We start from the raw sequence: 16071 nt of genomic DNA, 5'->3' as shown, positions 1-16071 counted from the left end.
GTCAGCCGCTGATCCGGATCTCCGAAATGCCGCCCCGGAAGCGATCGTTGCGTCCGTCCGTCGGCAGTTCGGTGATGTGGATCAATACGTATCGGGTTCGCACGGGCTTGTCGAGGGTGCTCTTGAGCGTTCCGCCGACCGTCTCCAGCTTCGAGAGCCGCTGGGAGAAGTCCGCCAGCGAGGTGGGGTTCGACGCGTCCTTGCCGGCGGCGAGGACTTCGGCCTTCTGGCCGCTGCGGTACATGTCGATGTCGAAGGCGGACACGCTCCGTACGCTGCCCAGGTCGACAACGATTCCGCTGCCGTCCTTGCGGTCCGGGCGATTGCCGAAGTTGGCGAAGTTCTGGTACTGCGCGGTGATCCAGGCGGTGTCGGTCTTGCCGTCGATGGCGTTCGGCGCGAGTTCGGGACTTATCCCCGAACCGCCGGGGGTGAACTCGACCGCGCTGTCGATCTTGAGCGGCTTGATGGGCTTGATCGCCTTGTCGTCGTCGCCGGTGGTCGTCTGGGTGGGGCTCGTGTTTGTCTCGTTGTCCGGGACGAGCAGCCGGTCGGCGACCTGCCAGCTGCCGAGACCCAGCGCGGCGATGAGCAGCCCGGCGACGGTCCACTTGAGCACCTTGCCGGTACGGCTCTGGAGCGGTGGCGGCGGAGCGGCGACCTGGTGGTGCATCGCGGGTGCGCCGTGCCCCTGCTGCGTCCGTCCGTAGGTGCCCTGCTGGTAGGTGGTGCGCTGGTACTCGGGCGGGGCCGTGAAGACGGGCTCCGGCGCCTTGATCCGCGGCATCTCGGCGACGGCTGCCGCCAGCTCGTCCGGGGTGGTGCACGGCGGGTCCTGCCGGGAGGCGGTGGCGCCGTCGTTCACCAGGGCGCGCATCGCCAGCTCCGAGAGACCGCGGTGGACCCCGGCACGCACCTGGTCCGGGGCGATGAGCCCGACGCCCTTGGGCAGACCGGAGAGCCCGTACGAGTCCGTCTCGTACGGCCACCGCTGGGTGAGCGCCGCGTAGAGCAGCGCTCCGATGGCCTCGGTGTCCGTACGCTGCGGCCGGTCGGCGCGGATACCGCGCAGCGCCGCGTTCACCGCGAGGCCGCGGATCCGGTACTGGCCGGTGGAGGTGCGCAGCACCGCGCCGGGCGTCAGCCGCAGATGGGCCAGTCCCTCGCGGTGGGCGGCCGCCATGGCCTGAGAGAGCTGGCTGACCAGCTGGTAGGCGTCGTGGGCGGCCATGGGCCCGGCGGCGAGGAGGGCGGTGAGTTCGGTCGCGTCCGGCAGCCACTCGTGGACGACGTAGACGAGGTCGTTCTCCTCGACCGCGTCCAGCACCTGGACGAAGCGCGGATCGCCCAGAAGAGCGGCCGACCGGGCGGCCGCGAGCACGGAGCGGGCCCGCGGGTGGTCGGCGGGGAGAAGATGCACGCCGACGGCCCGGCGCAGTTTCTCGTCGACCGCACGCCAGCTGCTGAAACCGTCCAGACGGGTGACGCACTCCTCCAGGCGGTAGCGTCTGGCGAGTTTGTGGCCGCTGTGCAGCTCGGGCGCCGCGCTGCCCGCGCCGGTGCTCAGCAGCTCATCACGCGAGTCCTGCGCGGACTCCTCCGCCGTCTTCTGGGTTTCCGCCGGCCCGTCGGCCGTGGCCTTGTCCGCCTTGGCGGTCAGCGGCTTGTCACCGCTGTTGTCGGCCACGTCGACGGCAGCCGTGCTACGTTCCGCCACCGTCGCTCCTGCCTCCCCATCCATTGCGCCCTGTCCAACAGCCAAGCCAATTGTGCCCACAGTCGGACGCTATGCACGACACGCGGCGGCCGTCGATGGTTGTGCTCGGCCGGTCGCTCAGCGTCCGAGCCGCCCGCGGACCATGCCGAACATGGCGTTCAGCTCCTCGATCCTCATCTTCTTCGCCGCCATGAAGAACACGGCGAGCAGCACCGCGCCACCGGCGACCAGCGCCACGATCGAACTGACCGCGCTGCTGCCGAGGGTGTGCAGAATGCCGTAGGCGACGCCGCCGGCCGCCAGGGCGCCGGGAACGGCCGCCAGACAGAGCCTGGCGTACGTACGCAGCACCCGGCCGCCGTCCAGATCGCCGTCCAGCCGGTTCTTGAGCCGGCGCCACGCCACGCCGACGCCGACGGCGTAGGCCAGCCCGTACGAGGCGGCCATGCCGACCACGGCCCAGCGGGACGGCAGGACCACGTAGCAGAGTGCGGAGGCCGCGGCGTTGACCAGGGCGACGATCACCGTGTTGTAGAACGGCGTCCGGGTGTCCTCGTACGCGTAGAAGCCTCGCAGGACGACGTACTGCACGGAGTACGGAATGAGCCCGAGGGCGAATGCCATGAGGATGAAGCCCATGGACCGGGCCGACTCCATCCCGCTGGACGAGAACATCAGGATCGACAGCGGGACGCCGAGGGCCAGGAATCCGAAGGCGATCGGGACGATGGCCACCGCCGAGTTGCGCAGGCCCTGCGAGATGTCGTCGCGCACGGCCCCCGGGTCGTTGTCGTGGGCGGCGCGGGAGATCCTCGGCAGCAGCGCGGCCATGACCGAGACGGTGATGATGGCCTGCGGCATGCCCCAGATCAACTGGGCGTTGCTGTAGGCGAGGATGCCGGTGCCGGTCCTGCCGGACGCCTCGCCGGCCGCGGTCGCCAGCTGGGTGACGACCAGCACGCCGGCCTGGTTCGCGAGGACGAAGAGAACGGTCCACTTGGCCAGCTTGACCGTCTTGCCGAGCCCGTGCCCCCGCCAGTCGAACCGCGGCCGGAACCGGAACCCGGCCTCGCTCAGATAGGGGATCATCGCGAGAGCCTGGACGACAAGGCCGAGCAGCGTGCCGATGCCCAGCAGCCGCACCCCGTCCGGCGGAATCGTCCGGACGGTCATGCTGGAGTCCGCGGCCGTGCCGTAGACCCAGATGAACAGACCGAACGTGGCGATCATGACGATGTTGTTGAGGACCGGGGTCCACATCATCGCGCCGAACTTCCCGCGCGCGTTGAGGATCTGGCCCATCACCACATGCACACCCATGAAGAAGATGGTGGGCAGGCAGTAGCGGGCGAAGGTGACCGCGACATTGTTGGCGGGCGGGTCCCCGGCGATGGTGTCCGACATCAGGCGGACCAGCAGCGGAGCCGCGAACACCGCCGCGGCGACGATCGCGCCGAGCGCGACCATGACGAGAGTGAGCAGCCGGTTGGCGTAGGCGACGCCACCGTCGTCGTCGTTCTTCATCGCCCGGACGAGCTGCGGGACGAAGACGGAGTTGAGGCCGCCGCCGACGGTGAGGATGTAGATCATCGTGGGCAGCGTGTAGGCGACCGTGTAGGAGTCACCGAGCAGCGCCGCGCCCAGCGCGGCGGTGATCACCAGGCTCCGTACGAACCCGGTGAGCCGGGACACCAGGGTGCCCGCGGCCATCAGCGCGCTCGACTTCAGCAGCCCCGATGCCTTGCCTCCGGACTTCTTCGCGGGCGGCGGGGCGGGCGCGGCCTCGGGCTCCGGGGCCGTCAGCACCTTCCCCGTGCCCTGCTGATCCCGGTAGAGATGCGCGAACGCGTCCGCCGGCGGGCTGTCGTCACCGGCCCGCGAGACCAGATCGTCGACGCCCGTGAACTGGGTCGTCCTCGCGTCGTCCCCGTAGGGGAGGTGCCGGGAGGGACCGGAGGGCTCCGGAGGAGGTGTCTGGGCCCAGATCCGGGGGTCGGGCGCGTACTGCTGTGCGGGAGGCTGCTGGTACAGCTCCTGGCTCTCCGGGTAGGTGCCCGGAGGCGGCGGCGGATGCGAGGCGCGGTCGTACAGCGCCTCGGCCACCGGGTCCTGCGCGGAGAGGTCCTGGGCCCAGTAGGGGTCCTGCTTGTAGGCGTCCTGGACATAGGGATCCTGGGCGGCCGGCGGGGCGGGCGGCACCTGTCCCGCCGGATCGCCGCCCGCGCCCTGCCCACGGTCACCGTCGTACGGCGCGTTCATGGTTACCCCACCTCATCGTCCCCGGCCGACCGGCCACGACATCGCTCAACGGTCCACTTTCTCACCCGTGCCCGACGCGTCCGCGCTTTCCGGTCCGGTGTCCGGTGTCGGGTCACTCGGCTGCCCGGGATCCGTGTCCTCGGAGGCGCCCGGACCGGTCTCACCGGCGCCGTCGGTGCCCTCTGAGGGTGCCGCTGCTTCCTTGCGGGCGACCGCCCGCTTGCGGCGGCTGTACATCTTCACCCCGGCCAGCACCAGCAGCAGCACTCCGCCGGCGATGACGAGCATGACGGTGGGCGTGATCTCGGAGACCTTGACCTGGAAGGTCATCGGGGCGCCGTACGGTCTGCCGTCCACCGTGTACAGCTGGGCGGTCACCTGGACCGGACCGTTGGCGTTGCCCGCGCCGGTGAACTTCACCGACTGGCTGTGCCCACCGTCGATCTTGATCGGCCGCTCCGCCACGGCTTGGTCGTCGTCGAGCTTGAGCCGGGTCGGGTTGTCGGACCTGAGCCGCAGCACCAGATCCTGGACGCCCTGCAACAGCTTGTTCTGGACCGTCACCGGGATGGTCGCACTGCGTCCCGACAGGGTGAGGACCGACTTGGGGATGAGGCGGACCTCGCTGGTCAGCCCCGTCAGATAGTCGTTCACCGCCTCGCGGTACTGCCGGCCCCCGATGGCGTTGCCGCGCCAGGACGTCGACATCGCCCGGCTGACCGCGTTGCCGAAGGGAGCCGCCACCCGGTCCGGCGAGCTGAGGATGGCCTTGAAGTTGTCCAGTCGCTCCTGTGTCTTCTTGATCGCGAGGAACGCGTCGGTCGGCAGCTCCCGGGCCCGCAGTTTCTCCGGGTAGCGCGAGGCGCTCGGCACCTTCGTGGTGGCGTCGGAGTCGGGCTGGACCGCGGCGGCGGCGATCAGATCGCTCGGCTGCGTCCAGCGCTCGGAGTCCAGGGCGCGCAGCGCGCGCGCCAGCGACTGGGCCTGCGCCGCCGTGGGCATCCGCTGCGGAGCGACCACGATGCTGCGCTGGTTCTCGGGCTGCTGGAGGGTGACGGCCAGGGTCTGCGCGAGGAACTTCTGCACGGCGAGGGTGGAGCTGCCCGCCGCTGTCATGTCGTTCTCGAAGGCGGTGGACAGCCGGGTGTCCGCGACCACGGCTGTCGTGCCGCCGCCGATCGGCCGCGCGGCGTTCGGGGTGTAAGAGAGATTGTCCTGGAGGCTGTCGCTGCGGGTGATCACCTTGTGGGCACCCGCCGATGTGGCGACATCGACGATCGAGGGGTCGATCGCGCCGTCCACGGGCCAGGCGAAGTCGACCGACGGCTGCACATGGAGAATCGTCTCCACGGTCCTGGCGGCCACATCGGTCGCGGGCTGGAGATGGCTGAGCGCGCCGGGGACGTCCTTGCCGCGGTGCGCGAGCGACGCCAGATCGGGGTCGGCGAACGGCAGTGCGATGACCTTGCTGTTCTTCACCGCCTTCTCCAGCGCGTTGAGCCACTGGGTGGCGACGGCCTGGTTCCGGCCGGGAACGACCGAGTCCCCGTTCCTGATGTTGTAGTTCCGCGTCATGGCATCGGCGGTGGCGAGGACATCGGGATCGATGACCCAGGTCACGGGCAGCCGGCTGCCGACGGAGACCAGCTGCTCAAGGCGTCCGCCCGGGGCCAGCTCCTCCGCCAGGTCGTCGTTCTCGAAGACGGGCGTCTGCCGGTCGTCCGAGCCGGTCTCCGCCGAGAGATGCGTCGAGGAGATCAGCGGCCAGAGGACCGTGAGCTGGGTCTTCTCGTCGGTGGCGTCGGGCTGCCAGGGGAGGAAGGTGCGCTGGATGCCGAGCACCTGGTCGTACGGCGCCGCGGTGGTCCGGCCGGTCAGCGAGACGCCGAGCTGGTAGACCCCGTCCTCGTCGAGACCGAGCTTGTCGACCGGTACGGAGAGCGCGAAGTCCCGTGAGATACCGGCGGCCAGCTCGGGAAAGGTGACCTTGTACTTGCCGCCCACCGGAGCGGCGTCACCGGTGGAGCTTCCCGAGCGCGCGGCGGCGTCGTCGATGGCCGTCCGGCCGGTCAGACGGGGCCCCACCCGCAGATCGACCTGGGCGTCGGTGACCTTGCTCTTGCCCTTGTTGGTCACCGTGCCGGAGATCGTGAGGGTGTCGCCCTTCACCGGAGCGCTGGGGGCCAGTGTGTCCAGCGCCACAGCGACCGTGCTGGAGCCGGTGGCCTGTGTCGCGGCCCGGGCCGCCGGGGCGGTGGTGCCTGCCAGCAGACTCGCCAGAAGCGGTACTCCCGCGATCACCGTGGCTGTGCGCCGCAGCCACCGGCGGGCAGGAGAAGGGCCCAACCCCTGGAAGTCTGCCGCCTCGGCCACGCGCCTGCCCGTCCCTCGTCATCGTGTACTTGCCGTTGGTGGTTGTCGGTTGCTGCGTCCACGCATGGTAACGATGTGCGCTGTGGCGAAGTGCTGGGGACTGCTCCACATGATCGGAAGAATCTCATGGGTCATGGGAAACCCGTGCATCGGAGCCGGGGGAGCCGAAACGGGGGCGCCCTCGCGGTCCGCGGCACGTAATCTTTTCTGTTGTGCCGAACGCCAATGAAGACAATCCCCGTGCCCTCAGCCAGGTGCAGCGCCGCGCGGTCAGTGAACTGCTGCGGGTGTCCCCGGTCGCCGACGATCTCGCGCGCCGATTCCAGGAGGCCGGATTCAGCCTCGCGCTGGTCGGCGGTTCGGTCAGGGACGCCCTTCTCGGCCGGCTCGGCAATGACCTGGACTTCACGACCGACGCCCGGCCCGAGGACGTACTGAAGATCGTCCGGCCCTGGGCGGACGCCGTGTGGGAGGTCGGGATCGCCTTCGGCACGGTGGGCTGCCAGAAGGACGCGCGCGTCGGGGACACCGATCAGCGTTTCCTGGTCGAGGTGACGACCTACCGTTCGGAGGCGTACGACCGGACCTCCAGGAAGCCCGAGGTGTCCTACGGGGACTCCATCGAGCAGGATCTCGTCCGCCGGGACTTCACGGTGAACGCGATGGCCGTCGCGCTGCCGCAGAAGGAGTTCATCGACCCCCACGGCGGGCTCAAGGATCTCTCCGAGCGAGTACTGCGCACACCCGGCACCCCGGAGGACTCCTTCTCCGACGATCCGCTGCGGATGCTCCGGGCCGCGCGATTCGCCGCGCAGCTCGACTTCGATGTGGCGCCCGAGGTGGTCGCGGCGATGAAGGACATGGCCGGCCGTATCGAGATCGTCTCCGCCGAGCGGGTACGGGACGAGCTGAACAAGCTGATTCTCTCCACCCACCCCCGTAAGGGGCTGGCCCTGCTCGTCGACACCGGACTCGCCGACCACATCCTGCCCGAGCTGCCCGCGCTGCGGCTGGAGGACGATGAGCACCACCGGCACAAGGATGTCTACGATCACTCGCTGATCGTTCTGGAACAGGCCATCGACCTGGAGGAGGACGGCCCCGATCTGGTCCTCCGGCTCGCGGCACTGCTCCATGACATCGGCAAGCCCCGGACGCGGCGCTTCGAGAAGGACGGCCGGGTCTCCTTCCACCACCACGAGGTGGTGGGAGCGAAGATGACCAAGAAGCGGATGACCGCGCTCAAGTACTCCAATGAGCTGGTGAAGGACGTCTCGCGGCTGGTGGAGCTGCATCTGCGCTTCCACGGCTATGGAACGGGTGAGTGGACCGACTCGGCCGTACGGCGCTATGTGCGGGATGCCGGTCCGCTGCTGGAGAGGCTGCACAAGCTCACCCGCTCGGACTGCACCACCCGTAACAAGCGGAAGGCCACCGCCCTCTCCCGGGCGTACGACGGTCTGGAAGAGCGCGTCGCTCAGCTCCAGGAGCAGGAGGAGCTGGACTCCATCCGACCCGATCTGGACGGCAACCAGATCATGAAGATCCTCGGGGTGGGGCCCGGCCCCGAGATCGGTGCGGCCTACGCGTTCCTGCTGGAGCTGCGGCTGGAGAACGGACCGGTGGGCCATGACGCGGCCGTCACCGCTCTGAAGAAGTGGTGGGCGGAGCGCGGCTGAGTCTTATACGGGTCATGTTTCACGTGAAACATGACCCACGCGCGGTGTCCCGGAGGCGATGTTTCACGTGAAACATCGCCTCCCGCGCGTCAGGGTCACGGCGACCGCCGCATAGAGAACGGCGACCATTATGACGAGGGGGGCCGACCGGCCGTCCGCCGGCAGTATCAGCGCGGCCACCGCCGCGGCGCCCACAAAGGCGATATTGAAGAGAACGTCATAGAGCGAGAAGACCCGGCCCCGGAACGCGTCATCCACCGACGTCTGGACCACGGTGTCCGTGGCGATCTTCGCGCCCTGGGTGATCAGCCCGAGGACGAACGCGGCTATCAGCAGGGGCACCGGGGCGAAAGGCAGCCCGAGGGCGGGCTCCAGAACAGCCGCCGCCCCCGCGCACAGCGCCATCCATCCGTACGGGCCGAGCCGCGACACCGCCCATGGTGTGAGGACCGCCGCCGCGAAGAATCCCGCCCCGGATATACCGAGCGCGAGCCCCAGCAGCGCCAGCCCGTCGGACTCGCGCTCCGTCCACGCGTAGCGGCACAGCATCAGCACCATCACGGTCATGGCCCCGTAGCAGAAGCGCATCACCGTCATGGCGGCCAGCGCGCGGGCCGCCGCCCGCCGCTCCACCAGATGGAGCACCCCGTCGGAGAGCCCCTTCGCGGTGGAAGCCAGTGCTGCCCTCAGCCGTGGCTGGAGCAGTGCGGGATCGGGGCCGAGCAGCTCGCGTGCCAGCAGGAGGGAGGTGAGTGCCGCGCAGAGATAGAGGGTGGCGCCGAGCAGGACCACCGCGGCATCGGAATCGGCGACCGCGAGCCGTACGACAAAGGCGAGCCCACCGCCCGCTGTCGCGGCCAGCGTGCCGGCCGTCGGTGAGAGAGAGTTCGCGATCACCAGATGCTCGTCGTCGACGACCCGCGGCAGCGCTGCCGAGAGACCGGCGAGAACGAACCGGTTGACCGCGGTCACGGAGAGCGCCGAGGCGTAGAAGAGCCAGTCGGGCACGGAGGCCACGATAAGCAGCGCCGTACAGCTCGCCAGGAACGCCCGCAGCAGATTCCCGTACAGGAACACCTGACGGCGCTGCCAGCGGTCCAGCAGCACCCCGGCGAACGGGCCGACCAGGGAGTAGGGCAGCAGGAGCACCGCCATGGCGGAGGCGATCGCGGCGGGCGACGTCTGCTTCTCGGGGGAGAACACGACGTACGCGGCAAGCGCGACCTGGAAGACGCCGTCGGCGCCCTGGGAGAGAAGGCGGACCGCCAGCAGCCGGCGGAAGTCGCCAAGACGCAGGAGCACACGCAGTTCACGTCCGACAGGCATGTGGGCCAGGGTCACACACGTCACGACGGGGACAACGAGAAGGGTCACCGGACGGCGGTCCGGTGACCCTTCTCGTTACTTATGTGACCAGCGGCTGGGCTGGTGCGGGGAGGGCGACTAGCGCTCGACCTCGCCTGCGATGAACTTCTCGACGTTCTCGCGGGCCTCGTCGTCGAAGTACTGGACCGGCGGGCTCTTCATGAAGTACGAGGACGCGGAGAGGATGGGGCCGCCGATACCGCGGTCCTTGGCGATCTTCGCCGCGCGGACGGCGTCGATGATGACACCGGCGGAGTTCGGGGAGTCCCAGACCTCCAGCTTGTACTCCAGGTTCAGCGGGACATCGCCGAAGGCGCGGCCCTCAAGGCGGACATACGCCCACTTGCGGTCGTCGAGCCAGGCGACATAGTCCGACGGGCCGATGTGCACGTTGTCGGCGCCCAGGTCCCGGTCGGGGATCTGCGAGGTGACGGCCTGCGTCTTGGAGATCTTCTTGGACTCCAGGCGCTCACGCTCAAGCATGTTCTTGAAGTCCATGTTCCCGCCGACGTTCAGCTGCATCGTGCGGTCCAGGACGACGCCCCGGTCCTCGAAGAGCTTCGCCATGACGCGGTGCGTGATCGTGGCGCCGACCTGGGACTTGATGTCGTCACCGACGATCGGGACACCGGCCTCGGTGAACTTGTCCGCCCACTCCTTGGTGCCGGCGATAAAGACCGGAAGGGCGTTGACGAAGGCGACCTTGGCGTCGATGGCGCACTGGGCGTAGTACTTCGCAGCCGAGTCCGAGCCGACGGGCAGGTAGCAGACCAGGACATCGGCCTCGCTGTCCTTGAGCGCCTGGACGATGTCCACCGGCGCCTCGGCCGACTCCTCGATGGTCTGGCGGTAGTACTTGCCCAGGCCGTCGAGGGTGTGGCCGCGCTGCACCGTGATGCCCTTGGACGGCACGTCGCAGATCTTGATGGTGTTGTTCTCGCTGGCACCGATGGCGTCCGAGAGGTCGAGGCCGACCTTCTTCGCGTCCACGTCGAACGCGGCCACGAACTCGATGTCCCGTACGTGGTACTCGCCGAACGAGACGTGCATCAGCCCCGGCACCTTGCCCGCCGGGTCGGCGTCCTTGTAGTACTCGACGCCCTGCACCAGTGAGGCGGCGCAGTTGCCCACGCCGACGATGGCTACGCGTACGGAACCCATTCCGGTTGCTCCCTGTGTGATCTCAGTGGTCGTGATGAAGCCTCGCGGAGATGCGAGATCTCACCCGGCGCCTTCCGCGGACGGATCCGGCGGTCCGGGACGTCCCGGGGGCGTACCCCCGGAAGACGCGGCGTCCTGGTGCCGGGGCAGGCCGTCCGGTTCTTCGGAGGCGCCTTTCTGTTCAGCGGGCTCTGCATGGACGGACCGTCTCTGATCCCGTCCCGCCCGCTCGCTCTCGATGAGTTCGTTCAGCCAGCGCACTTCGCGCTCCACGGACTCCATGCCGTGCCGCTGAAGCTCCAGCGTGTAGTCGTCGAGACGCTCGCGCGTACGGACCAAGGAGGCGCGCATCTTCTCCAGCCGCTCCTCCAGCCGGCTGCGCCGGCCCTCCAGCACCCGCATCCGCACCTCGCGCTCCGTCTGCCCGAAGAAGGCGAACCGAGCAGCGAAGTGCTCGTCCTCCCAGGCGTCGGGGCCGGTGTGCGACAGCAGTTCCTCGAAGTGCTCCTTGCCGTCCGCCGTCAGCCGGTAGACGATCTTGGCCCGGCGGCCCGCCAGGGAAGCGGCGAGCGCGTCCTCCGGGGCGCTGCCCGGCTCTTCGATCAACCAGCCGTTGGCCACCAGCGTCTTGAGGCAGGGATAGAGCGTCCCGTAGCTGAAGGCCCGGAAGATCCCCAGTGACGTATTGAGCCGTTTCCGCAGCTCATAGCCGTGCATCGGGGACTCGCGGAGCAGGCCGAGGACGGCGAACTCAAGGATGCCCGAGCGTCTGCTCACTCTCGCCTCCTCCGCTCTCCGGGGTGCTTATGCCGTGCTGATGTATCGACTCGATACATCTTGACGATAGAACGGAGTGCGGGTGGGAACAAGGGGGCTCATGGTGAACGGCGTCACATCCACAATTCTCATGAAGCAACTTGCCTGTTTTAGGGTGAACTTCAGCTCTCGGTTGGTTTTGACCGTGCGTAGTCTGTGCGGCATGCAGACCACCGGGGCCCGAGGGACACCGGTGACCGCCATGTCTGCCGGCTTACCGGCTGCATGCCGGATGAGTCCGATGCCGGGCCGGTCCGTGTTCATGTCGGGGGACCGGAACTCACCAGCCGTTTCCAGGCGTACACGCCTGCCCGAGGAGTAGTCGTTCGATGAGCGAGCACCGTCGCAAGCCGCCACAGCCAGAGGGGGGCGGTCGTGCCGCGGCCAGGCGTGCGTCCCAGCAGTCGTCAGGCCGCCGCGCCGCGCCTTCCCGAGAAAGCACCGAATCGCCCTCCGCCGCGCACGACAGCGAGGAGCGCCCCTTCAGCAGCAGGGCCGAGGCCAGACGGGCTGCCCAGCGCGGTGGGCGGCGCGGCGGCGGGGGGGACTCCGGCCGCGCCGAGCCGTCCAAGAAGCGGCTGATCGACTACCCGCGCCACGGCAAGGACGGCTGGCAGCGCTGGATGCCGTCGTGGAAGCAGACGACCGCGCTGGGGGTCGGTGTCGTCGGCTCCATCCTCGCCGCCGGGACCGTCGCCTACGCCCTCGTCCAGGTTCCGGACCGGCAGCTCGCCTCCAGGGCCGAGAACAACGTCTACTACTGGGACGACGGCTCGCAGATGGCCGCGACCGGCGGTACGAAGAACCGGCAGGAGGTCGGGATCGCCAAGATCCCCAAGGCGATGCAGCACGCGGTCATCTCCGCCGAGAACAAGTCGTTCGAGGACGACCCCGGCGTCGACTTCAAGGGCATGGCCCGCGCGCTGTACAACATGGCCAAGGGCGGCAACACGCAGGGTGGTTCGACCATCACCCAGCAGTACGTCAAGAACGCCCGGCTCGGCGACCAGAGCCAGACGCTGGACCGCAAGTTCAAAGAGCTGTTCATCGCCATGAAGGTGAACGCCGAGATGGAAAAGCCCCAGATCATGGAGGGCTATCTCAACTCCTCCTACTTCGGACGCGGCGCCTGGGGCATCCAGGCCGCCGCCCGTACGTACTACGGCAAGGACGCGGTCGACCTGAGCCCGAGCGAGTGCGCCTTCCTCGCCTCGCTCCTCAAGGGCGCCACCTTCTACGACCCGGCCGGCAATGTCGCGTACAACTCGAACGCCACCGCTGAGAAGAACACCGAGCGGGCCACGAAGCGGTGGAGGTGGATCCTCGACGAGATGGTGAAGGACGGCCACCTCGACGCGGCCAAGCGTGCCGAGTTCACCAAGTTCCCGATGCCGAAGAAGCTGAAGCAGAACGACGATCTCGGCGGTCAGATCGGCTACCTGGTCGACCTCGCGCGGGCGAACTTCGTCAACAGCAACAAGGCTGGCCACACCGTCGAGGATCTCGCCAAGGGCGGCTTCGAGATCCACACGACCTTCGACAAGAAGAAGGTCCAGGCGCTGGAGAAGGCCGTGGTCAAGATCCAGAAGGAGCACATCGACCCCGAGAAGCGTCCCAAGACCGACACCCATGTCCAGTTCGGCGGCGCCTCGGTCGAGCCGGACACCGGGAAGATCGTCGCCATCTACGGCGGTGAGGACGCCACCAAGCACTTCACCAACAACGCCGACAAGACGGGCGCGCAGGTCGGCTCGACCTTCAAGCCGTTCGTCCTGGCCGCGGCCATGAAGAACGGCGTCCGGGACAAGAAGCTCGGACGGGAGCAGTCCGACGCGCAGCGGACGAAGGTCTCGCCGGACAAGTCGATCTACAACGGCGACAACAAGGTGAAGATCAAGAACTACGACGGTTCGGTCTGGACCAACGAAGAGGGCAAGGAGTGGCTCCAGACGAACGACGGCGACGCGTCGTACGGGCCCATCGACCTCCGTGAGGCCATGCGCGAGTCGGCCAACTCCCCCTTCGTCCAGCTGGGCATGGACATCGGCATCCCGCTGGTACGGCAGGCGGCCATCGACGCCGGCCTGCGCGACGACGACACGCTCTCGAAGTCCGAAGTGCCGTCGTTCTCGATCGGTATCTCCTCCCCCAGCGCCATCCGGATGGCGGGCTCCTACGCCACCTTCGCCGCCAGCGGCAAGCAGCGTGACGTCTACTCCGTCACCGAGGTGTTCAAGCGCGGCAAGTCCATCTACAAGCACGAGGGCAAGGAGAAGACGGCCTTCTCCGCCGCGGTCGCCGACAACGTCACCGACGTACTGAAGACCGTCGTCGAAAAGGGCACCGGCACCAGCGCCAAGCTGGAAGGGCGCGATGTCGCCGGCAAGACCGGTACCACCGACGGCAACAAGTCGGCCTGGTTCGTGGGCTACACGCCGCAGCTGTCCACCGCCATCGACATGTACCGCATGGACGACGACGAGAACAACAAGAACCGCGAGTTCCTGCAGATGTACGGCACCGGCGATCAGGATTCGATCCACGGAGCGTCCTTCCCCGCCGAGATCTGGCACGACTACATGAGCGAGGCGCTCAAGGACGAGAAGATCCTCAAGTTCCCCAAGCCCGAGCCCATCGGTGACGCGGTGATCGACGGCGAACCCGCCGGCCCGTCCGAGAGCCCCTCGGAGTCCCCCTCCGAGACGCCGTCGGAGAGTCCCTCGGAGACCCCCACGGACACGTCCTCGGAGCCGACCGCCTCGGAGCCCCCGAAGTCGTCCCCGACCAATACCTGTCTCCCCCTGGTCGGCTGCGGCAATGGCGGCGGCAACGGCAATGGCGGCAATGGCAACAACGGCGGCAATGGCAACAACGGCGGCAGCGGCGACACCGGTACCGATCAAGGCACCGACAGCGGCGGAGGCAGCGGCGGAGGGGAATCCGCCTCTCCGACCCCCTCCGAGGACGAGACCAGCAGCGATGCCGGCGGCGGCACAGGAATCTTCGGAGGCAGCAGAGGCGAGAGTTAGCTGCCGGTCCCGAGAGGAGCCCGCGGCATCCTGAGGATTCCGCGGAACCCGCCACGAGGGCCGTCGCACCGGGCACGTACGGAAACACGTACGCGCGGTGCGGCGGCCCTCGCCGCGTCCACAGAGGCGTACGGCAGGATGGGCGCCATGCCCAGCGCAGAAGAGACAACCGTGCACCAGGACCGGCCGGACGTACCGCCCACGCGGCGGGACGAGGTGGCGGCGGCCGGCAGTGAGCTGATCGGCGGTCCGATCGGCCGCTGGGCCTGGATCGGCAGCAGCCGGCTGACCCCCGTCCGCGTCGTCGCGCTGGTGGCCATCGGGATGTTCGCGCTGGGCATGGTGCAGAAGATGCCCTGCTACAACTGGGCCTGGTTCCGCGGAGCCAGCTCCCAGTACACGCACGCCTGCTACTCGGACATCCCGCACCTCTACCTGGGACGCGGCTTCGCCGACAACCTCGTCCCGTACTTCGACCGCATCAGCGGCGATATGCAGTACCTGGAGTACCCCGTCCTGACGGGCCTCTTCATGGAGGTCGCCTCCTGGTTCACCCCCGGCGGATCCATGCAGTACCGCGAGCAGATGTACTGGATGGTCAACGCCGGCATGCTGATGATCTGCGCCGTGGTCATCGCGGTCTGTGTCACCCGCACCCACCGGCGTCGCCCCTGGGACGGCCTGCTGGTCGCCCTCGCCCCCGCCTTCGCGCTCACCGCCACCATCAACTGGGACCTTCTCGCGGTGGCGCTCACCGCCGCCGCGATGCTCATGTGGGCCCGCGGGCGGGCGCTGGCGTTCGGCATCCTCATCGGTCTGGCGACCGCCGCCAAGCTCTACCCCGTACTGCTGCTCGGACCGCTGTTCCTGCTCTGCTGGCGCGCCGGGAAGTTCCGCGAGTACGGCACGGCCGTCCTCGCTACGGCCGGCGCCTGGCTGGCGGTGAACCTGCCGGTCATGCTGCTCGCGCCCGAGGGATGGAAGCGGTTCTACGTCTTCAGCCGGGAACGGGGCATCGACTTCGGCTCCTTCTGGCTGATCATCACCCAGCGCACCGGCACCTCCATCGACGTCGGTGTCGTCAACACGTACGCGACGCTGCTGATGCTCCTGGCCTGCGCGGGCATCCTTGTCCTCACCCTCACCGCGCCCCGCCGTCCGCGCTTCGCCCAGCTCGCCTTCCTGGTCGTCGCCGCGTTCATCCTCACCAACAAGGTCTACTCACCGCAGTACGTCCTGTGGCTGATCCCGCTGGCCGCCCTCGCCCGGCCGCGCTGGCGCGACTTCCTCATCTGGCAGGCGTGCGAGGTCCTGTACTACCTCGGCATCTGGATGTACCTCGCCTACACCACCAGCGGCGACGCCCACAAAGGACTGCCCGCCGAGGGCTACCAGCTCGCCATCGCCCTGCACCTGGCCGGCACGCTCTATCTCTGCGCGCTCGTCGTACGGGACATCCTGATGCCCGAACGGGACGGTGTACGGGCCGACGGCTCCGACGACCCGTCCGGCGGCATCCTGGACGGCGCCGAGGACAGATTCGTCCTCGGCCAGGCCCGCCGCCCGGCTCCGTACGAGGCACAGCAGGTCGAGCGGGAGCGGGTGGAGTGGGGCGTACGGCCCCCAGAGACGCTCTGAGTACCCCTTGACGCCCTCCACCGGCGTTTGAACG

9 protein-coding genes are annotated in these 16071 nt (G+C 68.5%); 3 read left to right on the top strand and 6 right to left on the bottom strand.

Annotation, left to right across the window (positions count from 1 at the left end; translation table 11 throughout):
- Position 1 precedes the first annotated feature (1 nt).
- From DVK44_RS15500 to DVK44_RS15490, 3 genes are all read right to left on the bottom strand, one after another.
- A complete protein-coding gene (locus tag DVK44_RS15500) occupies positions 2 to 1717 on the bottom strand; it encodes a protein kinase family protein (protein ID WP_114660211.1) in 1716 nt (571 codons plus the stop codon).
- A gap of 117 nt (positions 1718 to 1834) precedes the next feature.
- Complete coding sequence (gene murJ / locus DVK44_RS15495) at positions 1835 to 3976, bottom strand: murein biosynthesis integral membrane protein MurJ (RefSeq protein ID WP_114660210.1); 2142 nt, start codon at positions 3974 to 3976, stop codon at positions 1835 to 1837.
- 45 nt (positions 3977 to 4021) lie between these two features.
- Complete coding sequence (locus tag DVK44_RS15490; protein WP_114660209.1) at positions 4022 to 6349, bottom strand: DUF6049 family protein; 2328 nt, start codon at positions 6347 to 6349, stop codon at positions 4022 to 4024.
- Between the two features lie 212 nt (positions 6350 to 6561).
- Between DVK44_RS15490 and DVK44_RS15485 the strand changes: the two genes are divergently transcribed.
- Positions 6562 to 8028 carry a CCA tRNA nucleotidyltransferase gene (locus DVK44_RS15485; protein WP_181957465.1) on the top strand — a complete coding sequence of 489 codons (1467 nt, stop codon included), beginning with the start codon at positions 6562 to 6564 and terminating at the stop codon, positions 8026 to 8028.
- A 63-nt stretch (positions 8029 to 8091) separates the two neighbouring features.
- Here the strand turns inward: DVK44_RS15485 and DVK44_RS15480 are convergent, their stop codons facing one another.
- The 3 genes from DVK44_RS15480 to DVK44_RS15470 all read right to left on the bottom strand — a co-directional run bounded on the left by DVK44_RS15480 (position 8092) and on the right by DVK44_RS15470 (position 11331).
- A complete protein-coding gene (locus DVK44_RS15480) occupies positions 8092 to 9354 on the bottom strand; it encodes an MFS transporter (protein WP_114665154.1) in 1263 nt (420 codons plus the stop codon).
- A 117-nt stretch (positions 9355 to 9471) separates the two neighbouring features.
- Positions 9472 to 10554, bottom strand: coding sequence for an inositol-3-phosphate synthase (locus tag DVK44_RS15475; RefSeq protein ID WP_114660207.1), 1083 nt, complete (start codon positions 10552 to 10554; stop codon positions 9472 to 9474).
- Positions 10555 to 10614: 60 nt separating this feature from the next.
- Positions 10615 to 11331, bottom strand: coding sequence for a PadR family transcriptional regulator (locus DVK44_RS15470; RefSeq protein ID WP_114660206.1), 717 nt, complete (start codon positions 11329 to 11331; stop codon positions 10615 to 10617).
- A gap of 368 nt (positions 11332 to 11699) precedes the next feature.
- On the opposite strand from DVK44_RS15470, the gene DVK44_RS15465 reads away from it, so the two are divergent.
- Positions 11700 to 14399, top strand: coding sequence for a transglycosylase domain-containing protein (locus DVK44_RS15465; protein ID WP_114660205.1), 2700 nt, complete (start codon positions 11700 to 11702; stop codon positions 14397 to 14399).
- Positions 14400 to 14546: 147 nt separating this feature from the next.
- Positions 14547 to 16037, top strand: a complete 1491-nt coding sequence (locus tag DVK44_RS15460) for a glycosyltransferase family 87 protein (RefSeq protein ID WP_114660204.1) — start codon at positions 14547 to 14549, stop codon at positions 16035 to 16037.
- Positions 16038 to 16071 lie beyond the last annotated feature (34 nt).

It is taken from the genome of Streptomyces paludis (assembly GCF_003344965.1).
Lineage (GTDB): Bacteria > Actinomycetota > Actinomycetes > Streptomycetales > Streptomycetaceae > Streptomyces > Streptomyces paludis.
Note: the sequence above shows the minus strand (reverse complement) of the source record. Positions and strands in the feature narration are given on the sequence as shown.